Origin of the sequence: Paraburkholderia fungorum (genome assembly GCF_003610895.1) — a bacterium.
Lineage (GTDB): Bacteria > Pseudomonadota > Gammaproteobacteria > Burkholderiales > Burkholderiaceae > Paraburkholderia > Paraburkholderia fungorum_B.
Genome location: NZ_MCAS01000052.1, coordinates 1 through 23,113, shown reverse-complemented (window position 1 = coordinate 23,113; position 23,113 = coordinate 1). Strand labels below are relative to the sequence as shown.

Here is a 23,113-nt window from a genome sequence, read left to right as displayed (position 1 = left end):
CAGGTCCGCTGCCGTATCCCATACCAACGTGAATCAAGACCATGAAAATCCATCAACTCCTGAAAGCTGTGATTCTCCCGCTCGCCATTGTGGCGACCTCCGCCGCCACGATCCAGCCGGCCAGCGCCGCGCCTGCAATCAAGACGGTTGCCCCGTCGGGCGCGCCGTACTCGTTGCTGTCGCGAGACGACACGGTGCTCGTGCTGGTCGACCACCAGGTGGGCCTGTTCACCGGCGTGCGCGACATCGATACCGGTGAGCTCAAGCATAACGTGGTGGCGCTGGCCAAAGCCGCGAAGACGCTGGGTATCCCGGTGATTGTCACCGCCACGATGCCCGACGGCATGTGGGGTCCGACGATCCCTGAACTGACAGCCGCGCTGCCGGGCGTGCCGGTGATCAGCCGGACCTCGATCAATGCATGGGACGATCCGAATGTGCGGGCCGCCATCGAGAAGACCGGGCGCAAGCAGATTCTGATCGCGGGTGTTTCGCTGGAGGTGTGTGCCACGTTCCCGGCGCTGTCGCTCAAGGCCGCGGGCTACGATCCGCGTGTGGTGCTCGACGCATCGGGGACGTTTAGCGATGCCAAGCGTACGGTAGGACTGCAGCGGCTGGCGGGCGCGGGCATTCCGGTGACCGACTACGCTACGGCAGGGGTGGAAATGCTGCATGGCAACGACGATCCGAAGGCGCAGGAGGTGTACTCCGATCTGGACATGCCGTTCGCCAACCTGGTGTGGCAGCTCAAGAACGCTTCGAGCAAGTGACAAACAGGCCGATCCGGCGAGGGCGAATAGCGTCCTCGTCCGGACGGCTGGGATACCCCCTCCAGAATGCCTGGACACAGGTCGTGTCCAGCAGGTGGAAATCCGCGATGAAGGCCCCGATGCGGCACCTATCATCAAACGCACAAAATCGCGTTTGATGAAACTTGGGATCGGAGCTTGAACAGATATGAAGCTGGCGTCATTGCGTTCCGGACGGGACGGTGAATTGATAGTGGTCAGTCGAGACCTGCGGTACTTCGTACGTGCAGGTTCCATTGCGCGTACTTTACAGGCCGCACTCGACGATTGGAATGATATTGCTCCCCAGCTTGAAACGCTCTACGCGGCGTTGAATGCGGGCCACGCGGAAGGCGCTGTGCCTGTCGACTGGAGCGAAGTAGGGCCGCCGTTGCCGCGCACTTATCAATATCTTGACGGCGCAGCTTACGTGAGTCATATCAAGCGCAATCGCGCTGCTCGCGGCGAAGCGCTTCCCGAAGATCTGATGGACAAGCCGCTGGTCTACCAGGGTATTTCACATGGCTTCCTTGGCTGGAACGACGATGTTCCATTGCCGTCAGAGGCCCTTGGTATTGACTTCGAAGCGGAGATCGCCGCAGTGACGGGCGATGTTCCCATGGGTGTCAGCCCGCAGGAAGCCTGTTCCTACATCCGGCTGTTCGTGCTCCTCAATGACGTGTCGTTACGCGCGTTAATCCCCGCCGAGCTGAAGCGAACCTTCGGTTTTCTTACCGGCAAACCTCCTTCGAGCCTGGGTCCCATTGCCGTGACACCCGATGAATTGGGCGTGCTCTGGCACGACGGCCTTGTGGGCGGCAGGATGCAGTGCTCGGTGCGCGGCGAAACGGTTGGCAGCATCGATACCGGCATCGACACACCGTTTCACTATGGCGACCTGATTGCCCATGTCGCCCAAACGCGGCCGTTCGAGCCGGGCACGATCGTCGGACTTGGCACGGTATCCAATGAGGATGAGTCTGTCGGGTGCGGCTGCATTGGTGAGATCCGGGCCCTCGAAACATTGCGCGACGGCAAGGTATCGACACCGTTCTTCGCCTTCGGGGATCGCGTTCGTATTGAGCACATTGACCGCGACGGCCAGTCCACTTTCGGTCATATCGACCAGCGCTTCGTAGCGGCGGTGCGATAAATCGCGGCTGGGCGGCGTTTCTGAAAGGAGAGAACATCATGCTTTGCAAAGGCTTGCATCACGCAGCGTTTCGCTGCCGGGACGCACGTGCGACAGTCGACTTTTACACGGAAGTGCTCGGCCTGAAGTTCATTCACGCGATGGGCGAGGACCACGTGCCCTCGACGGGTCTATATAGCCCGCACATTCACATCTTCTTCGAAATGGAAGACGGTGCCTGCATTGCGTTCTTCGAGTTGCCCAACGACACGGGGGAACCGTCAGGTAGAGATGCGGGAACCCCGGACTGGGTGCAGCATTTTGCTTTTCGCGTCGCCGACAAAGCGACGGTTGACCGGGCAAAAGAAGCGTTGATCGCACGCGGTATCCCGGTTGTGGGGCCGACCAATCATGACGATTTCCTGCACTCGATCTATTTCTTCGATCCGTCGGGTCATCGCCTCGAGCTGACGGCGGTGACAGCCACCGCGGAGCAGGATGCACAGTTTCGCAAGGAAGCCGTGGATGTCCTGCGTTTGTGGGAAAAGACGCACGACTGGTCGCAGCGCGCGACGTTGTTTGGCGGTGCGAAAGGCTATCAGCGCGAAGGCTCCGTGTAACGTGAGTGCGGACAGCGCACGTTGACCCAACATGTAGCTGTGAACGGTACTGATCACGCGAGAGGCGAATGCCCGCAATGTTGCAGGTGTCGAGCTTGCCTGCGAATAGCCCGGGTGCACTGGGACGATACCGGCGTTGCAGCCGGACCTGTGCACTCGGGCGTTCGCGTCTGGCTTCATTCTTCCGGAGCCCCGGACATCATGACAAAGTGACTCTGCTCCGTCGCGGTCAGGGAAATCGTATTGACGCCACCGGCTGCCTCGATTGAAATCGCGAAACCCTTGCGAAGAACGATCGGCTGCCCGGCAGCGCTCACCTGCAAGTTTCCGTCCATCGCATAGAGCCAGATCGCGCCATCCGGCACACTCGGCAGATCGATCGAGGAGCCTTGCTCCATAAATCCGTCAAAGATCGAGAACTCTTGCGGCAGTTGCACGGGCGATTTTTTACCTGCAAGTTCACCGGCAACGATACGTACCCGAATACCGCTGTCCAGATGAACCGGGACGTTTTCAGATTCCAGATGGACGGCGTAAGGCTTCATGTGTCGTTTCCCGGCAGGCAGATTGACGAAAAATTGCAGACCGTGAGCTTCAGGGTCCGCGCCTGTGCCAGGCCACTCATCGTGTACGACGCCGCTGCCGGCAGCCAGCCAATGCAGTGATCCAGGCGAGATGACACGATCATTCCCCAACGAATCGTGGTTCAGAAAGTGGTTTTTTGAGTCCTCGAACAGGTACGTTATTGCAGAGAAACCTGCATGTGGATGCGGGCCAAAAGTCGGTGCGCGCATGCGGAACTCATCCACCATCAGCAGCGGTTCCATGAGACCGCCGAAATGATGCTGCTTGAAGCTGGTAGCGGAGAAATGCCTTCCGATATTGAACGGAGCGCCGTTCGTCGGACGAGATATTTGAATTGATTTGACTAGCATAATGTTTCCCATTGAATGGATCGGGGTCGATAACGTCGGCTCCTGATATGAAAAGATCGACTACAGTACCTAGCGTATAGATAACGGCACTGGATTTGAAGGAAGCGGGAACAGACGCAGCGTCCAATTGGGTGGACGGCGGCTTTGCGGCGGGATAGTGGGGGCGCCGAGGCGCGGGGAGTATCGTCGCTTACGATGAGACGGCGATTTCATCTGCACCGTAGTTCAAGAAAAACCGGAGACGCCATCGTTCAGGCAGTCTCCGGTTTGAGTTGAAATTGAAATTCCGGCATGACGGCACGTCACGTGACGGCAGCGATGCTGTTACCCGGCAGCTGTCGTCCCTGGTCGAATGAGTTTTTCATCGGTAACGCGACACACATCCGGGCCAGCTAGAAGTTGTGGCTCATACCTATCCCGAACCCTGTCAGTGTCATCCCTGTCGGCGTTCCGGGCACGGGATTGGTCGAGTAGTTATATGACGTGCCGGATTTGTTCATCAGTCGGCTAAAGACCGCATAAACGCCCGTTCGCTTCGACAGGTTGTATTCGTATCCAACCGAGATCTGTCTCGCTCCCGAATCGACTCCCGCCGCGCCGATGCCGCCTACGCCAATTTTTGAGTTGCCGGTTGCCGCCTGGGCCTGGATGTACGAAACGCGAAACGAGCTGTTCGCAAGCTGATAAACCGACGCGAGTTGCCATGCCCAGCGCGCCAGATAGGTTGATGCGGTTGGCTCGTAGCGAAGAAGCTCCGCCGCGCCGCGCACACTCAGCGCACCAAACGCATAAGAAGCACCGAAGCGATGGCCGGTATCTATCGTTCCCGGAGCAAAATAACTCGTGTGCTGCTCATAGGCATACGACAGATAGAGCGATCCGGTTCTGTAGGACAGCGCAGTGGAAAGAAGCGAGGGCGTTTGCGTCGCGGTCTTTTCGTTGGGCAAGGAATACATCACCTGCGCGGTCAGGCCGTGCCAGAGCGGCGAGGTGTAGAAAATATTGTTGGCCTGCCGACGATCGAACGACGAATCGCCTTGCGCGTTGCCGCCGGGGAAAAAACCGTTACCCATGATGCTGTTGGCGCCGGCAATGGTGTTCATATAGAACGGGTCGATCGGGATCCACGTCGATGCGCGATAGGGTGTCAATTGGTAGCCCATCGAGACCTGACCGTACGGTCCGCCGATGCCGACGTACGTATCGCGATCCGCAACGCCGCCGGCGCCTCGATTCAGGAATACGTTGCCCTGAATCTGAAAGAACGAATTCCAGCCGCCTCCCAGATCTTCCGTTCCCTTTATGCCGAGGAAGGACAGGTTGTTCGATTCCCGCCAGGTTGAACTGGCACCCGGGCCGCCGCTTGTGCGAACGTACTCGATGTCCGTGTTGAGGTAGCCGAAAAGCGTTACCGCGCTGTCGGCCGCGACGGCGGCTACTGGCGCGATCGAGACTGCTCCGAGGACTGCCGCGAAACAGATCTGCCTCATGTCAGCATCTCCCCGCTAGCGACGTAACAGCAAATTTCCCCTTCGAACTTCATTGGTGGTCTCTCCTGGTCGTAGAGCGTTGCGAGTTTGGTGGCAATTTAATGCAATCGATTGCATTAAAAAATAAGGGTTTACGAACCCGTACTTGTTAAGTGGTTGCCGGAAAATGCCTTAATTTGAGGCTGCCGTGGATCGAGCAGCGTGAATTTCCATCGATAGTCCGATGTTGGATCTTGAAATTTGTGCAAACGATTGCGGTTATTTTTCTGAATGTGCAAGATGGACGGTCGAAGCGGTGCGCCGGGCGTCGGGGAGGGCGCGCAGCCGCAGAGGGATCAATTGCTGAGGTTCGCCAGGCGCCGGGTAGAATGTCTGCATCGACTCACGGAATCTTTCTCCGCAAAAAATACCTATGACGCAAAAAAAGAGGGCCACCCTCAGAGAACTTGCTGATTCGATCGGCGTGCACTCATCCACCGTCTCCCGGGTGATGAATCCAGACACGCGCCATCTGATCAGCGCGGATGTGGTCGAAAGAGTGTTGAAGGCCGCCCGACAGCTCAAATACTCGCCCAACCGGATCGCCGCGACGCTTCGTACCAAGCGATCCGGCATCATCGGTGTTGTCTTGCCTGATATCACCAACCCTGTTTTTCCGCCAATTTTGCGAGGGATTGAAGACGAACTCGCCAAGAAAGGGCTGATTCCACTAATCGCCAACGCCGAAGGTGGCAAAGAGCGGCAGCGATTCGTGATCGACCAGATGGTCGGCCGGCATGTCGATGGGTTGATTCTCGCCACGTCCGGGCGCACGGACCCGGTTCTCGAACATTGTCTCGAGGAGGGGTTGCCGATCGTCGTCGTGAATCGAAGCGAAGAGAGCGGTCGAGTCTCCTGCGTGGTAAGCGACAACCATATGGCCATGAGCCTGGCCGTCTCGCATCTGATCCAGCTAGGGCATAAGCGACTGGCGCATGTCGCCGGACCGAGCGAGCTATCAACGGGCTTCGAGCGGCGTCAGGGTTTCCTTGACGCAATCAAACTGCACGGATTGAGAAAAAATACGTGTCCCATCGCGGATACCGCCGCCTATTCGCGGGAGGCGGGACGCCTCGCGTGCGACTTCATTCTTGACAAACATCCAGGCATTACCGGGATCGTGGCTGCAAACGATCTGCTGGCGTTGGGTTGCTATGACGCACTCCGTGCGCGAGGACTGCGATGCCCGCAGGACGTTTCGATCGTGGGGCATAACGATATGCCTCTGATGGATTCCATTTTTCCGCCCATGACCACGGTCCATATTCCCCTCTATGAAATGGGTGTGCGTGCCGCGAATCTGATGCTGGATACGCTGGAGGGTGATTCGGATGCACACGTCAACGTTGTGCTTCGTCCGGAACTGATCGTCAGGGAATCGACGATGGCCGTTGTTGCCTAGCGCGAGTTACCGCGCCACAGCGATAGCGCAAATTTGCGAAGCAATCGGCTCAAATACGGTCGCTCAGACTCGACGTTGAATCGCCAGGGTGTGCGGATTGGCACGACTGAGGGCTCTCGGACTTTCGAGCAGGTCGAAGAGGTTGGGAAAAAGATAGCAATGCGTTTGCGCGACGACTGCAGCCCTCGCCACGTTCCCGACCAGATGCTCCAGGTCGATGAGATCCCTTACACGCTCACAGGCAAGAAAATGGAAGTGCCTGTGCGCAAACTGCTGGATGGTTGTGCGCCTGACAAAGCGGCAAGCCGCGATGCCATGGCCAACCCGAATGCGTTGGATTCGTTCCTTCGTCTTAACCTTGTTGAGATGGTGCGGGAGACGAACGCCGGTTCGACGGACATCTTCGTGGCACGAGTTTCATAATGCTGCTAGATTTTCGCTACCCGCACTCCTGATCGAGAGTCCCATGACCGACAGACCGAGCTCCAATGTTTCCGTCGTGCGTTCGCTGGCCCTGATCGCACTTGTCGTTGCCGTGGTAGTGCTTGCCTTCGCCTACACCGCGGGGTGGCTTTCGCCAGAACGCCTGACCCCCGCAAAAATCGTCAATGGCCTCGCGCCGCCTGGGGGACCCGCTTTGGGTTTCCGGCGTAACCACGCCAAAGGCATCTGTTTTACCGGCACGTTCCAGTCGAGTGGCGCGGCAGCAACGCTGTCCAGGGCGCAGATGTTTGCGCCGGGTTCGTATCAGGTCACAGGACGTTTCAATCTGGCCACGCCGGATGCGAAAGCCACAGACGCCACCGTGCGCGTTCGCGGCCTCAGTCTGCGCGTTGTCACGCCCGATGGAAACGAGTGGCGCTCGGCGATGATCGATGCACCGTTCTTCCCCGTTGCGACGCCCCAGGGCTTCTATGCGCTGCTGCAGGCGTCGGCGCGAAAAGACGACCCCGATGCAATGAAAAACTTCATCGCCGCCCACCCGGAGTTCGCGAGGTTCGGTGCGTGGGCGACCAGCGCGCCCTGGACGGCATCTTACGCACAAGAGCGGTATAACAGCCTCAACAGCTTTATCTTCACGAACGCCCAAGGACAGGACCAGGTCGTGCGCTGGTCCTTCGTGCCGGAAGCGAAACCTGAGACTGTCTCTCCGGACGATCTTAAGCAACGTGGCCCAGACTTCCTTGCTTCGGACATCATGCAGCGGGTAAGCAGCGCGCCGCAACGCTGGACGATGGTGGTCACCGTCGCCAATCCGGGTGACCCAACTGCCGATCCCAGCCAGGCCTGGCCCGACGATCGCCGCAAAGTGGAGGCTGGCACGCTGGTGGTCAATGCCATCGAACCCGAAGCCAATGGGCCATGCCGTGATCTCAACTTCGATCCGACCGTCCTTCCTGCGGGCATTCGTGTTTCTGACGATCCGTTCCCCGCTGCGCGTTCGGCCGCCTACTCGGTGTCGTTCAACCGTCGGAGCGCCGAGGACAAAGATTATCCGCACGTTCCCACTGCAGGGGTCAAGCCATGACATCGAGCCACAAGCGCTTTACGCCGATACAGCGCGCTTTGCACTGGATTATGGCGATATGCATCCTGTCGATGCTGTTTATCGGGGTCGGCATGGTATCGACCGTTCGTCCCGACTATCTCACGCTGGTTTCGATTCACAAACCGTTAGGCGTGCTGATTCTCGTGCTCGCGCTGATCCGGCTGGCGGTCAGGCTTACGCGAGGTGCGCCGCCGCTGCCATCAGATATGCCTGAACCGATGAAGCTTGCGGCTTATCTCTCGCACGTGGCTTTCTACGCGTTGATGATTGCACTCCCGCTGCTCGGCTGGGGCATGCTGTCCGCAGCGGACTATCCCATTGTTGTGGCCGGCATTCGACTGCCGTCGTTTTTGCCTCACAGCAACGAACTGCACACGCTGCTCTGGAATGCGCACAGATTTCTCGCGCTGTGCTTCTTTGCGCTGATCGTTCTTCACATAGCAGCAGCGCTATTTCATGCACTGGTCAGACGTGACGGCGTCTTTCAGGCAATGGCGTCCTGGCGCAAAGAGTAGGCGGTTTTCCATAATTTTTGCTCGCGGCAAAACGCTCGCCGCGTCATTTGGTTGTTTCGTCTACTGGTGCAACGATTAGACTGAGTGCGCGGCCTGATCGATTGACCGTGTTCGTGCGGACCTCGCGTGGCTGCCGTTAGCGACTAGCCCGCGCCTTCCGCACAAATCGCCTTGAGCTGGGCGACGAAGTTCTCGGCCACCTCCCGTCCTGGACTCTCCTCTCGCCAGATCGCCGAAAGTGGAAGCGTGCCGAACAGTGGGGCGTAGCCGATCTTACGCAATCCATACATGGCGCCGACTTCGTCGACCGCAAATCCTGGCAATAGGGCAATCGTATCCGTTTGCGCGCAAATCGCGAGATTGATCGTGTAGACGTGCGAGTAGATCACCCGATGCGGCAGCGGTACCCGCGCGGCATCCAGCGCATTGCGCAGATTCGTCAGCAGCACACTCGGTCCTTCCGGCAGGAACCACGGGAACGCCACCATTTCTTCGAGCGTGACCGCCTTGCCAACAAGCGGATGATGCGTGCGCCCGACAAACACCGGACCGCCGTCGTGGAACAACGGCTCGATGCGCAGACTTCCGGCGTTGTTATTCTTGTTCCAGCGGCCAATTATCAGGTCGACATCACCCGCGTCGAGTTCGGATAGCAATTCCTCCATCGATGCCTGCCGCAGCGTCAAAGCCACCCGCGGAGCCACTTTGCCGAATACGTCGACGCAGCGCGACAAAGCTTTCCACCAGCCCACCGGTGTAAACACCCCGATCGTCAGTTTGCCCGACTCGCCTCGGGACAAGGCCTGACACTCGTCTTCCGCGCGCTCGAGGTCGGCCATTACCCTGGCGCTGTAGCGTATGAGCACCTCACCTTGCAACGTAGCACGCGAGCCGAATGGCGTGCGCTCGAACAGTTGCGTTCCCATTAGCGCTTCCGCTTCGGTCAGCGCCTTCGAAATCGCGGACTGGCTCAGCGCCAGTTGCTCACTGGCCTTTTGCAGACTGCCTGTGCGCCCGATTTCGTGGATCACCGAAAGGTGCCGCATTTTCAGGCGCCCCACACGTTTTCTGGTGTCTTCCATTCAGTGTTTTCCCGGGCATGACATTTCTTCATGCTCCTTGCCGGTTAATTCGTTTTTTTGGCGTGCCGAGTGTCCGCAGACTTGGGTTAAGGCCGCGAGGAGTCACGCTGAAGGCAGCACATGGAACCGATTATATCGGCAAGCGCGCGGCGGCCCGACCAACCCTTTTCGAGCGGAGCAGCGGTGGGAAAACAGCGGATATTCGATAAATGTTCGGCGGCGACGGCTGTTGCATTTGCCTTGAGCGTCACCCACGCACATGCGCAAAGCAGCGTGGAACTGGGAGGGCTGATCAGCGCCGGTCTGAACTATGCGACTAACGTCGGCGGCAGTGCGTCGACTTATATGAGCCCCGCCGGCGTTTTGCGGCCGAACACGTTCTTTCTGCGAGGCACTGAAGACCTTGGTGATGGCCTGAAGTCGGTTTATCTACTCTCGGCCATGTTCAACATCGCGAACGGCGCTAACGCCGGCGGTAACGGTTCGCTGTTTTCTCGCGAATCCTACGTTGGTCTGTCGAATCAATGGGGCACGCTCACTGCGGGTTCTCATCGCGATTTCATGTTCGATTTGTCAATCGATGGATATAGCGGCGCGTACTACGCAGGTATTGTCGGCGCCCACCAGGGGCCGTTTGCGGGTTTCGGGGTGCCGTACGGTGGCAATGGGGACATGGACTTCGACCGTGTCAACGGCGAGGCGCTCAACAATAGCGTGAAGTTCACCTCGGCGAACTTCAATGGACTGACGTTTGGCGCAATGTACGGCTTCGGCGGTCTGGCAGGGCGGTTCGGCGCCTCGTCTTCGAGCAGCTTCGGCGCGAATTACTCCACCGCGCTGGCGGGTATCGGCGCGGCTTACACGATGGCCAAATACCCACAACTCAACAATGGCAGCGACGGGATCCGCAATATCGGCATCGGCGCCAATATTCGCCCCGCGCCGTGGAAGCTGGCTGTACTCGCCACCTGGACCAGGAACACCGCCACCGGGGGCCAGATTGCCGCCTACGACGCAACCGTCGGTTTTGATATCACCCCCGCGATCGGTACAAGTCTGACGTACACCTACATGGATGGCAATGCGGTGCTGCAGGACAAACATGCACAGAGTCTCGCGGCTACCGTCAATTACAACTTCTCCCGGCGCACCACGGTATACGCGGAAGTCGTCGCGCAACGCGCGGCGGGTCCGGGCGCGAGAGCGCAGATTAACGGCACGCCTGGCGCATCCAGTTCCGGTAACCAGGTCGTGACCTCATTAGGTATCCAGACCGTTTTCTAGACAATGGGCGTCTTTTTTCTCTTTCTCATTTTCTCCGGTAGTCAAACAGATCAATAACCATGAAAAATTCCTCCAACCAGCCTGCGCCTGTTGTCGAAACCCATTCCGGCAAGGTTCGCGGCCATCTGAGCGACGGCGTCGAAATCTGGCTCGGCGTGCCTTACGGCGCAGCCACCGGTGAACTTGGCCCGTTCGCCGAAGTCGAGCCTGCCCCGGCGTGGGACGGCACACTCGACTGCAGCGGCTTGCCCGCGGTGTTTACGCAGCCACAAAGCCGGCTCGTGGCAGTTATGGGCCCGGCCATCGATGCCTATCCACAATCCGCTCAGGCATTCACCGTCAACGTTTTCGCCCCACCCAATGCGCAAGGACTTCCGGTGCTCGTGTTCGTGCATGGCGGCGGTTTCAGTTCAGGTGGCGGCACACGCTGGTACGACGGTAGTACGCTGGCACGCGACGCCAACATCGTTGTGGTGACTGTCAACTACCGGCTCGGCATCTGGGGCAACCTGTACGCCCCGGGTGCGCCATCGAACAACACGGTGCGCGACGTGCTGGCTGCGCTGCGCTGGGTCGCCTCGAATATCAAGGCGTTTGGTGGCGATGCGGCCAACGTTACGCTGTCGGGCCAGTCCGCCGGAGCCTTACTGACACGTTTGCTCACCCTATGCGACGACGCAAAGGGTCTTTTCAGGCGCGCTATCATGCTGAGCTGCCCAGGGCGCCTGGGTGCGGTGCCGGACGATGTCGGCGACGCAACACGCCACGTCATGCAGATTCTCGGTGTGTCAGATGTCGCTGCGCTCGCACGGGAGCCCTCCGCACGTATCCTTGAAGCCGTGGCGACGGCCACCCGCGAGCGCACCGCGCCGGGCTCCGTGGCGCCGCTCTTTCGTCCTTACGCGGACGGTGAGCTGTTGCATGACTGGATAGATGATCTGGATAACTGTGCCGGGCTCGCACACTGCCGCGAGATCATGGTCGGTTTTACACGCGAAGAATTCACTTCGTTCCTCTGGCAACAAGCCGAGTCAATCAATTGCACGCCCGAGTCCGTCCTCGGCTGGTACCGGCATGCGCATGGCGACGACGCGACCCTGCGCTATCGTCAGGCCGCTTTACGCAGGACCGGTGCAACACCTTATACACAGTGGGTTGACGCCTTGTCAGAAGAAATATTCGGATTGCCCGCGATGGCGATAGCGAGTGATTACGCCGGACATGGGCAGGCATTTGCCTATCGCTTCGATCTGCAGACTCGGCAACCCTATCTGCATGCACCACACTGTCTTGAACTGCCGTTCTTCTTCAACAATCTCGCTGACTGGTTCGATGCCCCCATGCTCGAAGGTTTCAGTCGCGACGAGTTGCAGCCGCTCGCGTCACGCTTTAGCGCAAGCGTTACGAACTTCGTTCGCACCGGCCAGCCGGGCATCGCCGGGTGGCGTGCTTTTTCCGGCACGGAGCCATTCCTGATGTCGTTCGACAGAGACTCTGTGTAGCCGCGGCGTATGTCGTCTGCCACACCATACAAAGAGAGAGACGTCATGAAACCTGTGTCACATGCACAAATCGCCTCTGCGCCATCGCTCATCGATACAAAGCTATGGATCGTCAGCCTTGTCTGCTTCTGCGTGATGGCGGGGGATGGTTTCGATACCGCATCGATTGCGTACGTCGCGCCGACACTCGCTCACGAGTGGCACATCGCACACGCGGCGCTGACCCCCGCCTTTCTCGCTACGAGTGTCGGCGCGGTGGTCGGCTATGTGTCGAGCGGCGCCCTCGTGGCACGCGCAGGACGGCGCCGGCTCATCGTGCTCGCTATGGGGACGTTCGCGTTGCTGTCACTCGGCACCGCGCTTGCCGATTCGATCGTAAGTATCTCAGTCATGCGATTTGTCACCGCTGTCGCCCTTGGCTGGGTTGTACCGGCTGCCATTTCCTGTACTGCCGACCATGCCGGCGAGCGATCCCGCGCCGCGGCAACCATCGTCGCCACCACGGGACTATCAGCGGGCTCCGCCGTAGGTGGACTACTGGCGTCGCTACTGATCGCCCGTCATGGGTGGCCGTCGGTTTTCATCACCGGCGGTGTGCTGCCGCTCGTGTGCTTGCCTTTTGTCTGGATCGCACTGCGTGGAACAGACAATCAGAAAGGGGACGTTTCAACCGTACGCATCGACTCGCCGGATGCGCGCCAGTCATCCGGTATCGCGGCTTTATTTCGGCATCCGTTCGCGCTGGGAACGGCGCTCATCTGGTCCATCGCATTCCTTGCCTTTCTGGTGACCTATCAATTCATGTTCTGGATACCGACCTTGCTGGTGTCGTACGGATTTTCTCCAGCGAACGCGGCTTTAGGTTCCACGGCAGGCGCAATCGGCGGTATCGCTGGGAATCTGTTCCTGTTGCTGCTTGTCGGCCGATATGGCGTGCCGCGCTCGCTGATCCTTACGGCATGCCTCGCGATCGGGTGCATTGCGTGTCTCGGATTGCTAACCATTGACCAACGTGCCGTGTTGTTTCTTCTTGCTGGAGTGGGTGCGGGGACAACCACTGCCTGCGTCGGGCAAGCCACACTGGCAGTCACGGCGTATCCCTCGGCTTTGCGCCCGTACGGCGTTGGGTGCGCCGCTGCAGCTGGCCGCGTCGGCGCAGTGATTGGCCCGGCAATCGGCGGGATTCTACTGACGCTTGGGTTTTCACCACAGCGAATTGTGTTGTTCAGCTGTTTACCCATCTTCCTGATTATTGTTTTACTCGCGATCTCGCAGGTCTGGAATAGTGCGGACAAAGCGGCGAGATGCTGATTGCGATAGCAGCAGATTCCGATTGCCCGGTCTCATCAGGCATCCACAGACGTATTGCCGATTACATTCCAGACAGCCGGCTAGCCGGGCTGGAGCGCTACAAAAATTCGACCAAAGCGATATAGTTCTCGGACCATCCGGGAGACCGCGTCATGAACATTACCTTGAAGCAAATCGAGGCTTTCTACTGGACGGCCATGCTGGGTAGTTTTAGCGCGGCATCGTCGCATCTGCACACGACACAATCGGCCATATCGAAGAGAGTTGCTGAACTGGAGAGCGCGTTGGCCACGACGCTTTTCGATCGTAGCCAGAAGATGCCCGCATTGACCTCAAAGGGGCGGGCGCTTGTGGGCCACGCAGAGGAAATGCTCGAATTGACGTCGAACACGATTTCGGCGGTTCAGGGAGAGGATTTCTTTTCCGGCCGCATCTGCATTGGCGTAACCGAGCTGTGCGCATTGACCTGGCTACCCAGGTTTATTGCTGTTCTCAGAGAGCGTCATCCTCGTCTGGTCGTAGAACCCAACGTCGATGCCGGACGTAATTTATTTGACCAGCTTGAAGATAACTCGTTGGACCTCGTCGTGCTTCCAGGGGACAAGCACTGGAACAAGCGCTATCGGGCGATCTTTGCCACCACAGTGAAGATTGCGTGGATGGCGAGCCCTTTGCTTAACGTGCCTGCCCGGACACTGCCGGCTAACAAGCTGTCCGAATACCCTTTACTGATGCAATCCACGAGTTCGGCGGTCTCGCGGCGTTATGACGACTGGCTCGAGAGTAACGGTGTGTCGCCCAAGCGGGCGTTGAGGACGACCAGTCTGCCCGTGCTTGGACAATTGACTTTGGCCGGCCTCGGAATCAGCGCATTGCCGCTCGAGTACTACCAGGCTGAAGTCCTCGCGCGCAGGCTTCAAGTGGTGAAGACGCGCCCCACGACACCGCCGGTCGACTATTACATCGTGCATCGTGCCGAGGCTGCCGACCGGGGTATCGATGAAATCGCAAAACTGGTCAAGGCATCATGCAACTTCGCGCGTTCGGCATGACGCCTTGAATCAGATAAAAATTTCGCTGCCGGCGAATCAGGCCAGCGCGATCACCGCGATTTCCACCAGAAACTCAGGCAAGCCCATCTTTGACTCGACCGTTGCACGCGTCGGTGCGCAACCCGGCGCCACCCAGGCGTCCCACACTTCGTTCATCGCGGCGTAGTCACGATCGATGTTTGCCAACCATACTTGTGCGGAAAGCAGGCGGGTCTTGTCGACACCCGCCTGTGCGAGAAAACCGTCAATCTTCTCGAGCACTGCCTGAGTTTGTCCTTTTGCGTCGAGTGTGCGGTCAGTTGAGGTAAGGCCGCCGACGAACACCAGTCCTGCCGCCTTGACCACCCGGCTCATCCGCTGATTGCTGTCGATTCTAACGATGTCGTTCATACCGGTTTCCTTTTTTCATGGTTACTCCGACAGTCAATCGACGTCGGAAAATTGCGCACTCTCATGAGCGCGTCCAAAACCTGAGTTTGTTGGCCGATGCACGTTGGCACCGGGATCGAGAAGCGAATGCATCGCTCGAACATTCACTTGTCACTGCAGACTTCGCGTCCGGCGGGTGACAAGCAGTCACGCAAAACGTTTCAGATCCAGCGGACTAAAGTCGAAACTTGGTGCGTCGCCGCCAAGAAGCGCAGAGACACACGAAGCGGTGATCCCGGATAAGGTCAACCCGGTGTGTCCGTGGCCGAACGCATAGAACACGCCCGGCTGCCTACCTAGCTCGCCAATGGCGGGCAATCCGTCCGGTAACGACGGGCGAACACCCATCCACGGCTGAGCGTCGGTACCACGGGTGCCCGGGAGGTACTGTTGCACCAGACTGAGCATCGCATGCGCCCTCCGGTAATCTGGCGGCGCATCCGGTTGGGAGAATTCGGCTGTTCCCCCAAGCCGTAGACCGTTGTCCATTGGCGTTGCGATGAAATAGTGCTCCGGAAACGCGACCGGGCGACGAAGCGTGATAGAAGGTTGGGGCAGCATCAGGTGGTATCCCCGCTCGGATGCAAGCGGTGCCGTGCCCCCCAGGCGCCGGATCAATTCACCAGTACCGTAGCCCGCACACAGCACGACCTTATCCGCCTGCAAATGACCGGACGAGGTTGCAAGCCTTAGTCCGTCGCCAGTGCGTTGCACGTCGTCTACGCGGGTTTTGTGAAAGGTCGCGCCTGCATTCGTGAGTCTGCGAAACATTCGCATGCCGAATTCCTTCGGATCGCTGCATCGACCGGAGTTCCGGAAGAAGAATCCCCCCGCGAGCGGTCTGCACAATGCCGGCTCCATTTCAGCAAGCTCATCAGCATCGAGGCGATCGACTTTGATGTCGTTGGCTTGCCAGACCGCTAGCGCTGCCGCTTTCCGGTCCAACGTTTCGAGACTCCTGAATGCACAGATGGCCCCGTCGCGATGCAGCAGATCCTGCGCGCCAGAGAGGTGTGCCAGCTGCCGTAACTCCTCATACGCGGACAGGCTCATCGCAGCCAGAGTGGAAACGATCCGTTCTTTCGTGTGCGAATTCAGAGTCGGCAACGCGTGCCGCACCCATGCCGCCATCTGCAGCGCATAGGATGGCCGGACCACGACCGGACCATCGCGCATGAGCAGAAGTCTGGGCAACTGCAGCAGGAGCTCCAGCGATAGTGGCGGAAAGATGTTTGCCTCCGTCAGGTGTCCTGCATTCCCGGCGGAGCAACCGCTCATTGGCTCGTCCCGGTCAACGATGCTTACACCATGTCCGTCGTGCTGGAGCCGCAGGGCCACAGCAAGCCCGATGATTCCCGCGCCGACCACGAGCACTCGCTGGCGCCGACCGGAAAGCTCGTCTGTTGACGTTAGTTGGGGCATTTCAGTGCGCACGCAAATCGGAGAGAAAAGCCTGGGCGCGCGGATGCGATGGCGCCCGGAAGAACTCATCGGGCTTTGCCTGCTCAAGGATTTTGCCGTTATCCATGAACCAGACACGATGGCCAACTTCGCGCGCAAAGCCCATCTCATGCGTGACGCACATCATTGTCATGCCATCGCGCGCCAGCGACTTCATAACATTCAGCACTTCGCCCACCATCTCCGGATCCAGCGCGCTTGTCGGCTCGTCGAATAGCATCACGGGCGGTTCCATGGCAAGTGCACGCGCTATTGCCACGCGCTGCTGCTGGCCACCGGAGAGCTGCTGAGGGAAGGCATTCGCCTTGTTTGCCAGACCCACGCGCTCAAGCAGCGCCAGCGCCTGTTCCCTTGCTTCGCGCACCGGCCTGCGGGCGAGTTTTACCGGCGCTAGCGTAATGTTGTCCAGCACGCAAAGGTGAGGAAACAGATTGAAACTCTGGAAAACGAACCCAATGCGGGAACGGAAGCGGTTTAAATCCAGCCGCGGCCGATGTGCATCCGTGCCGTCCAGGACAATCGTGCCTCCTTCGATTTCCTCCAGCCGATTGACGGTGCGGATCAGGGTCGACTTGCCGGAACCCGACGGACCGCACACCACCACAACCTCTCCACGGCTCACTTCCGCGGTGACGTCAACCAGTGCATGGTACGGGCCGTACCACTTGTTAACCTTGTTGAACTGGATCATGGGTTCCATAGGTTGCCTTCGTTGACAAAGTGGTGCGCCGGCGCATCACGCCTCGCTCGAATCGTTGTGCGGCTTGCGTTAGTGCGTAGCACACCACGAAATAGATAAACGAGAGAATCAGGTAGACCTCAAACGGGCTCGTCAGCAGACTGGCATTGACCTGGCTTGCCGTGAAGGTCAATTCCTGTACGCTGATGACGTAGCCGATCGATGTTTCCTTGACGGTGGAAATAAACTGGCTAAGAAGGGCCGGTAACATGTTGAACAACGACTGAGGCAGGATCACCGTTCGCATCGCCTGGCGATAACTCAGGCCGAGTGATCTCGCGGCTTCCAGTTGCCCCTTCGGCAGCGCTTCGATGCCGGCTCTGACGATTTCCGACATGTACGTGGCCTGGTACACCACCAGCGTCACCACCAGCGTCGTGAATGCGCTGACAGGGCGGCCTATGAACGCCGGTACCAGGAAGTAACTCCAGAACACCAGCAGCATCAGCGGGACGCCTCGCACGAGGTAGACCAGCATGGTGGCCGGCCAATTCAAGACCGCGTAAGGGCTGATTCGAAACAGGGCAAGAACGATGCTCAACGGGAACGCAAAGCCGACGCCGAGCACGGATAGCACCAACGTAAGTGCCAGCCCTCCAAGAGGTCCATTCGGATAGGGGCCGAACAGGAACAACGGCCCGTACGTCGCGAGGATATCTATCATGTGTTACCTCGCGGGTATCCGGTAGCGTCTGGCGATCAGCACGCCGGCGCCCATCAGGCCCAACGTGACTGCCAGGTAGATAATCGTCGCAACCAGGTATGCGTCGAACGTACGGAACGTTTCGTTCTGGATTTCCTGTACCGCATACATGAGTTCCGTGGCGCCAACAGCCATGGCAAGGCTCGTATTCTTGAAGAGGAGCACCGTGTGATTGACAAGCGGCGGCAACGCGATGCGCAGTGCCTGCGGCAGGATGACGTAACGCATCGTCTGCAGGTAGCTCAATCCGATTGCGCGCGAAGCCTCCTGCTGCCCATAGGGTATGGAACGCAACCCGCTGCGGATGTCTTCGCAGAAGTACGCGCCGACACTTAACCCCATTGAAATGAACGCCAGAATCATCTCGCCGTTATTGGCGTTGATCCACGTTTGTGCACCTCGCGGCAATAGGCTTGGCACACCGAAATACCACAGCATGAGATGGGCAAGCGCGGGAACATTGCGCTGGTAAGCTACGAAGCCGGCTGCGAGCAGCTGGATCAGACGCCCGCCACCTTCGCGCAGCATGGCAAGCAGGATTCCCACAACGGCGGCCAGGAGCCAGCTCGCCGCAGCCAATATCATCGTAAATCGCAAGCCCCGCAGCAACTCGACGACGTGCTCCATGGTCAGGAATGTGACGAGATTCAAGCTGGTCGACATGATCTTGTCTCGTCCGGTCTACTTCTGCGGAATCGGGGCAACGGAAAAACTGCGTTTCATCTGGTACTCCGTGCCGGCACCCATCCATCGGTTGAAAATCGTGTCCACCTCGCCTGACTTGTCCATTGCCTGCAGGGTTGCATTAACAGTCTTCTCGAAAGCAGGTTCACCCTTGCGAATTCCTAACCCCCAGTATTCGCTGCCGACAGCGGGCTCCAATACGTCAATCGGCGTAGAGGCACCGAGTTTGTGAGCAAAGCGATGCAGCGACACATCTGTCGCGGCGAATCCGCTCACCTTGCCCTGAGCCAGGGCCATGTAGCCGGATGGGGCGTCTTCATAGGTCACGACGGTTGCGCCCGGTAGTGCATTGCGCAGGAAAGCAATCGCACTAGACCCTCTGACCGCACCGACGCGCTTGCCCGCCAGATTGGCGACGGACTTGAAGCCGTCCTGCCGCAGTACCGCGATTTTCATCTGGCTCACAAAGTAGGTGTCGCTAAAGGAAACCTGCTCGGCGCGTGCCGCGGTATATCCCAGCACCGCAGCGAGAATATCGACGCGCCCCTGCTGCAATTCAGGAATACGCGCGTCGAGCGACACCACCTTGAACTCTGGTTTCACACCCAACCGTGTTGCTACGGCCTTGCAGACGTCGATGTCATAACCTCGCAATTCACGCGAGGCGGGATCTTGAAATGCAAAAGGTTCTGCACCACTGAACACGCCGCAGACAAGGACGCCCCGGCTCTTGATGTCGGACAGTTCGTCGGCGTGGGCTATGACGGTGCCTGCCATGAACATGGCAGCGAAAAGAAGGAACTTACGCATCGGACTGCTCCGTATTCTTGGATAGAGGGAAAGTGCAAGCATCGACGGCCTTCTTCAGCGCATTGCAACCCAACTCGATCTGCTCGATGGAGGTCGCAAACGACATACGCAGATATGACGGTGCGCCATAAGAGCTGCCGTCGATTGCTGCAACGCCCGCGTGTTCGAGAAAATACAGCGTCACGTCGAGATCTGACAATAATGTTTTGCCCTCCGGCGTAACCGCGCCGATCAGACCGCTTACGCTCGGAAATACATAGAACGCGCCGTCAGGCGGGTTGCATGTCAGGCCGGGGATGCCGCCAAGCAGTGCAACCATCCGGTCACGGCGCTGGTGGAACAATGCAACTGCCTCCTCCACGCAGGTTTGCGAGCCATTGAGCGCTACTGTCGCTGCGATCTGACTCATCGTCGTCACGCAACTCGTGGTCTGACCCGACAGAAGCGTGATCGCCTTGGCGAGTTTCAGCGGACCTGCACCATAGCCCACTCGCCAACCGGTCATTGCATACGCCTTCGACATGCCGTTGACGATCAGGGTCCGGGGCGCGAGATCCAGGGCAGCGTTCAGAAGAGAAACGTGCTCAGCGCCGCCATAGACGAAATGCTCGTAAATTTCGTCGGTCATTACCCAAACGTGCGGATGGGCGCGCAGCACAGAAGCAAGCCCTTCCAGTTCAGCGCGGGTATAGACCGCGCCCGTTGGATTGCCTGGACTATTCAGGATCAACCAGCGCGTACTTGGTGTGATCGCACGTTCTAGTGCTACAGGTGTGAGCTTAAAGCCGGTCTCGACACCGCACGGCACGATAATGGGCACGCCGCCATGCAGCGAGACTATGTCCGGATAGGAAATCCAGTAGGGCGCAGGTACGATCACCTCGTCGCCCTCATTGAGCGTGGCGCCAAGTGCGGAGTAGATGATCTGCTTGGCCCCGGCTCCCACGACGATCTCATCGGGTGAGAAATGTAGATCGTTCTCGCGCAACAGCTTTTGAGCTATGGCCTCGCGCAGCGGCTGGATGCCGCCCGGCGCGGTGTATTTAGTCTTGCCTGTCGAGAGCGCGGTGATACCGCCGGAGACGATATGATCCGGCGTAGGAAAATCGGGCTCCCCAATCGTGAAATCCACGATCGTCTTGCCGGCAGCGCGCAAGCGGTCGACAACGAGTTTGGCAGCCATGGTGGCGGCCGGTTTAACGGTGCCGAGGCGACTGGCAAGTTGCAAGGTCACGGTGGTTCTCCTGAATAGATGTGAAATCGCTCTACAACAAGCCGTGAGACGAAAGCATCCTGTCGAGCCAACTCTGATGCACAGCACCCGTGGCAATCTCCGCCTTGACGGCGTCTTCGTTAGCGGCAGTTCTGTGTATGGCGTCAAGAAGCGACGGCGCCGCGCTCACGGGGAAGGTCACTACGCCATCCTCATCTCCGACGACGATGTCGCCGGGATGCACCACGTGCCCACCCACCGAAACCGGCACGTTGATCGCGCCGGGTCCTTGCTTATATGGCCCGCGGTGCGATGCACCACGCGCATAACACGGGAAGTCAGCATCGTAGAAGGCAGCCGTATCGCGAACCGCGCCGTCGATTACGAACCCGGCGCAGCCGCGCTGTTGCGCATACAACATGAGCAGCTCGCCCACTAGCGCGTTGGTCGCGTCGCCGCCGCCATCCACTATCAGGACGTGACCGGGTGACATCTCCATCAGCGCCTTGTATATCAGCAGGTTGTCTCCTGGCCTGACCTTGACGGTAACGGCCGTTCCCAGAAGTTTCCGTTCGCGATGGAAGCGGTGAAGTCCGGTGACGCCAGCCAGTCGCATCAGGTTGTCGCTGATGTGCGGCGTAGCCACATTCTGAAAGGCCTCCAGAAGAAGGGCAGGGGCTAATGGAGGTGCGGGATGGAGCACAAAATTATCGATGGGCATGGCGGGCAACTGACTCTATAGGTCTCGGAACGAGATGCATTTTTTGCGGTGTACCGCTCGCTCAAGAATTGGAATTTTGGAATCCGAATTTATTCGCGACTTTCATACTCTTCGCGTGACTCGTGTGCGTTGAATCCAGTTTCGATGACGTCGCGGGGGATGACGTTATTTCTGCGCAAGTCGACGCCAGACGCGGTGATCACTGCAAGTTCTGGAAGTGACTTCTTCATTGACTGGTCTCCTGGACGATACGTCGATTGCGCAAGGTCCGAACGGCCGCCGGACACCAGGCAAGTCTTAATGGCGCTGTCTCTGTGCGGCAAGCATCCACGGCATGGCGTCATGCCATGCGTCTGCGTCGAGACAACTGCTATGAACGCAGTCTAGAACTCCATAAATACTCGTGAAAACGATATATTTTCTTGAATATCCACGAATTTTTTTCGTGGATATTTCTCCGCGTGAATTATCTTCGATGGTCAATCGGGATGTTTTCCGGGTCCGTAGACGCGTCGGAAATTCGCAGCCTGGAGATGAGCGGAGCGTCTCAAGGGATGCAAACGCGTTGCCAAATACGTCCTCCAGGTGAGGACTCTCGGTCACGCCCAGGTGAGGGGACGCTGCGCGTTGAGCAACGCGACTCGAAGTCGATGATCGGGCGGGAGATAGGGGATTTGCTTACGTCGGGCGCCTCTGCCACGGCGGTGGTCAGAAGATGACGGATTCGTCCTGCGTCCAGTCGTTCCTGCCTGAGATTCTCATTTGCGCATTTATCGTTTCCGGTGGGCAACGATAGGTTGAGAAATACCGTATTTATCGATTGTCGTTGCGCAAATATGATTCATCTCAACCCGGCGCAAATGTGCTCCGGACGGTCCGGCGGGACGTCTTCAGGTCCGCTGCCGTATCCCATACCAACGTGAATCAAGACCATGAAAATCCATCAACTCCTGAAAGCTGTGATTCTCCCGCTCGCCATTGTGGCGACCTCCGCCGCCACGATCCAGCCGGCCAGCGCCGCGCCTGCAATCAAGACGGTTGCCCCGTCGGGCGCGCCGTACTCGTTGCTGTCGCGAGACGACACGGTGCTCGTGCTGGTCGACCACCAGGTGGGCCTGTTCACCGGCGTGCGCGACATCGATACCGGTGAGCTCAAGCATAACGTGGTGGCGCTGGCCAAAGCCGCGAAGACGCTGGGTATCCCGGTGATTGTCACCGCCACGATGCCCGACGGCATGTGGGGTCCGACGATCCCTGAACTGACAGCCGCGCTGCCGGGCGTGCCGGTGATCAGCCGGACCTCGATCAATGCATGGGACGATCCGAATGTGCGGGCCGCCATCGAGAAGACCGGGCGCAAGCAGATTCTGATCGCGGGTGTTTCGCTGGAGGTGTGTGCCACGTTCCCGGCGCTGTCGCTCAAGGCCGCGGGCTACGATCCGCGTGTGGTGCTCGACGCATCGGGGACGTTTAGCGATGCCAAGCGTACGGTAGGACTGCAGCGGCTGGCGGGCGCGGGCATTCCGGTGACCGACTACGCTACGGCAGGGGTGGAAATGCTGCATGGCAACGACGATCCGAAGGCGCAGGAGGTGTACTCCGATCTGGACATGCCGTTCGCCAACCTGGTGTGGCAGCTCAAGAACGCTTCG

General features: G+C 58.8%; 24 protein-coding genes. 12 read left to right on the top strand and 12 right to left on the bottom strand.

Annotated elements, in window-relative coordinates:
• Positions 1–41: 41 nt before the first annotated feature.
• From BCY88_RS33655 to BCY88_RS33645, 3 genes are all read left to right on the top strand, one after another.
• Entirely contained in the window at positions 42–770 is a 729-nt protein-coding gene (locus BCY88_RS33655; RefSeq protein ID WP_120348432.1) for an isochorismatase family protein, read from the top strand.
• 187 nt (positions 771–957) lie between these two features.
• Positions 958–1,941: a fumarylacetoacetate hydrolase family protein gene (locus BCY88_RS33650; protein ID WP_120348431.1), complete on the top strand. Its 984-nt coding sequence runs from the start codon at positions 958–960 to the stop codon at positions 1,939–1,941.
• Positions 1,942–1,979: 38 nt separating this feature from the next.
• Positions 1,980–2,540 (top strand): VOC family protein, encoded by a 561-nt coding sequence (locus tag BCY88_RS33645; RefSeq protein ID WP_120348430.1) that lies wholly within the window; start codon positions 1,980–1,982, stop codon positions 2,538–2,540.
• A 176-nt stretch (positions 2,541–2,716) separates the two neighbouring features.
• Here the strand turns inward: BCY88_RS33645 and BCY88_RS33640 are convergent, their stop codons facing one another.
• Complete coding sequence (locus BCY88_RS33640) at positions 2,717–3,475, bottom strand: pirin family protein (RefSeq protein ID WP_183081517.1); 759 nt, start codon at positions 3,473–3,475, stop codon at positions 2,717–2,719.
• Between the two features lie 392 nt (positions 3,476–3,867).
• Entirely contained in the window at positions 3,868–4,965 is a 1,098-nt protein-coding gene (locus BCY88_RS33635) for a porin (RefSeq protein ID WP_120348428.1), read from the bottom strand.
• 412 nt (positions 4,966–5,377) lie between these two features.
• Between BCY88_RS33635 and BCY88_RS33630 the strand changes: the two genes are divergently transcribed.
• The 4 genes from BCY88_RS33630 (at position 5,378) to BCY88_RS33615 (ending at position 8,470) form a co-directional block, all read left to right on the top strand.
• Complete coding sequence (locus BCY88_RS33630; RefSeq protein WP_120348427.1) at positions 5,378–6,406, top strand: LacI family DNA-binding transcriptional regulator; 1,029 nt, start codon at positions 5,378–5,380, stop codon at positions 6,404–6,406.
• Between the two features lie 159 nt (positions 6,407–6,565).
• Positions 6,566–6,829, top strand: coding sequence for a hypothetical protein (locus tag BCY88_RS40145; RefSeq protein WP_220669712.1), 264 nt, complete (start codon positions 6,566–6,568; stop codon positions 6,827–6,829).
• 43 nt (positions 6,830–6,872) lie between these two features.
• Complete coding sequence (locus tag BCY88_RS33620; protein ID WP_120348426.1) at positions 6,873–7,934, top strand: catalase family peroxidase; 1,062 nt, start codon at positions 6,873–6,875, stop codon at positions 7,932–7,934.
• The gene (locus BCY88_RS33615; protein ID WP_120348425.1) at positions 7,931–8,470 is read left to right on the top strand and encodes a cytochrome b; all 540 of its coding nucleotides are present in this window, start codon (positions 7,931–7,933) and stop codon (positions 8,468–8,470) included. The genes BCY88_RS33620 and BCY88_RS33615 overlap by 4 nt, the downstream gene beginning before the upstream one ends.
• 143 nt (positions 8,471–8,613) lie before the next feature.
• Here the strand turns inward: BCY88_RS33615 and BCY88_RS33610 are convergent, their stop codons facing one another.
• Positions 8,614–9,552 (bottom strand): LysR family transcriptional regulator, encoded by a 939-nt coding sequence (locus BCY88_RS33610; RefSeq protein WP_120348424.1) that lies wholly within the window; start codon positions 9,550–9,552, stop codon positions 8,614–8,616.
• Between the two features lie 120 nt (positions 9,553–9,672).
• On the opposite strand from BCY88_RS33610, the gene BCY88_RS33605 reads away from it, so the two are divergent.
• The 4 genes from BCY88_RS33605 (at position 9,673) to BCY88_RS33590 (ending at position 14,701) form a co-directional block, all read left to right on the top strand.
• On the top strand, positions 9,673–10,836 hold the full coding sequence (locus BCY88_RS33605; RefSeq protein ID WP_120348423.1) for a porin: 1,164 nt from the start codon (positions 9,673–9,675) through the stop codon (positions 10,834–10,836).
• A 59-nt stretch (positions 10,837–10,895) separates the two neighbouring features.
• Complete coding sequence (locus BCY88_RS33600; protein WP_120348422.1) at positions 10,896–12,338, top strand: carboxylesterase family protein; 1,443 nt, start codon at positions 10,896–10,898, stop codon at positions 12,336–12,338.
• 45 nt (positions 12,339–12,383) lie between these two features.
• Positions 12,384–13,649, top strand: a complete 1,266-nt coding sequence (locus BCY88_RS33595; RefSeq protein WP_183081515.1) for an MFS transporter — start codon at positions 12,384–12,386, stop codon at positions 13,647–13,649.
• Positions 13,650–13,801: 152 nt separating this feature from the next.
• Complete coding sequence (locus BCY88_RS33590; RefSeq protein ID WP_120348420.1) at positions 13,802–14,701, top strand: LysR family transcriptional regulator; 900 nt, start codon at positions 13,802–13,804, stop codon at positions 14,699–14,701.
• A gap of 36 nt (positions 14,702–14,737) precedes the next feature.
• Here the strand turns inward: BCY88_RS33590 and BCY88_RS33585 are convergent, their stop codons facing one another.
• The 9 genes from BCY88_RS33585 to BCY88_RS40005 form a co-directional block, all read right to left on the bottom strand.
• Positions 14,738–15,091, bottom strand: a complete 354-nt coding sequence (locus BCY88_RS33585) for a RidA family protein (protein ID WP_120348419.1) — start codon at positions 15,089–15,091, stop codon at positions 14,738–14,740.
• A gap of 186 nt (positions 15,092–15,277) precedes the next feature.
• Positions 15,278–16,552 carry an NAD(P)/FAD-dependent oxidoreductase gene (locus BCY88_RS33580; protein WP_183081514.1) on the bottom strand — a complete coding sequence of 425 codons (1,275 nt, stop codon included), beginning with the start codon at positions 16,550–16,552 and terminating at the stop codon, positions 15,278–15,280.
• A 1-nt stretch (position 16,553) separates the two neighbouring features.
• Positions 16,554–17,282, bottom strand: a complete 729-nt coding sequence (locus BCY88_RS33575; protein ID WP_120348417.1) for an amino acid ABC transporter ATP-binding protein — start codon at positions 17,280–17,282, stop codon at positions 16,554–16,556.
• Complete coding sequence (locus BCY88_RS33570; protein ID WP_120348416.1) at positions 17,260–17,994, bottom strand: amino acid ABC transporter permease; 735 nt, start codon at positions 17,992–17,994, stop codon at positions 17,260–17,262. Before BCY88_RS33570 ends, BCY88_RS33575 begins: the two co-directional genes overlap by 23 nt.
• 3 nt (positions 17,995–17,997) lie before the next feature.
• Positions 17,998–18,696, bottom strand: a complete 699-nt coding sequence (locus BCY88_RS33565) for an amino acid ABC transporter permease (protein ID WP_120348415.1) — start codon at positions 18,694–18,696, stop codon at positions 17,998–18,000.
• Between the two features lie 18 nt (positions 18,697–18,714).
• Positions 18,715–19,527, bottom strand: a complete 813-nt coding sequence (locus tag BCY88_RS33560; RefSeq protein WP_120348414.1) for an ABC transporter substrate-binding protein — start codon at positions 19,525–19,527, stop codon at positions 18,715–18,717.
• On the bottom strand, positions 19,520–20,761 hold the full coding sequence (locus BCY88_RS33555; RefSeq protein WP_259461600.1) for a pyridoxal phosphate-dependent aminotransferase: 1,242 nt from the start codon (positions 20,759–20,761) through the stop codon (positions 19,520–19,522). Before BCY88_RS33555 ends, BCY88_RS33560 begins: the two co-directional genes overlap by 8 nt.
• 31 nt (positions 20,762–20,792) lie before the next feature.
• Positions 20,793–21,461, bottom strand: coding sequence for an RraA family protein (locus BCY88_RS33550; RefSeq protein WP_120348413.1), 669 nt, complete (start codon positions 21,459–21,461; stop codon positions 20,793–20,795).
• A gap of 89 nt (positions 21,462–21,550) precedes the next feature.
• On the bottom strand, positions 21,551–21,691 hold the full coding sequence (locus BCY88_RS40005; protein WP_183081513.1) for a hypothetical protein: 141 nt from the start codon (positions 21,689–21,691) through the stop codon (positions 21,551–21,553).
• A gap of 702 nt (positions 21,692–22,393) precedes the next feature.
• On the opposite strand from BCY88_RS40005, the gene BCY88_RS33545 reads away from it, so the two are divergent.
• A partial coding sequence (locus BCY88_RS33545; RefSeq protein WP_120343209.1) for an isochorismatase family protein occupies positions 22,394–23,113 on the top strand: 720 nt, incomplete at its 3' end.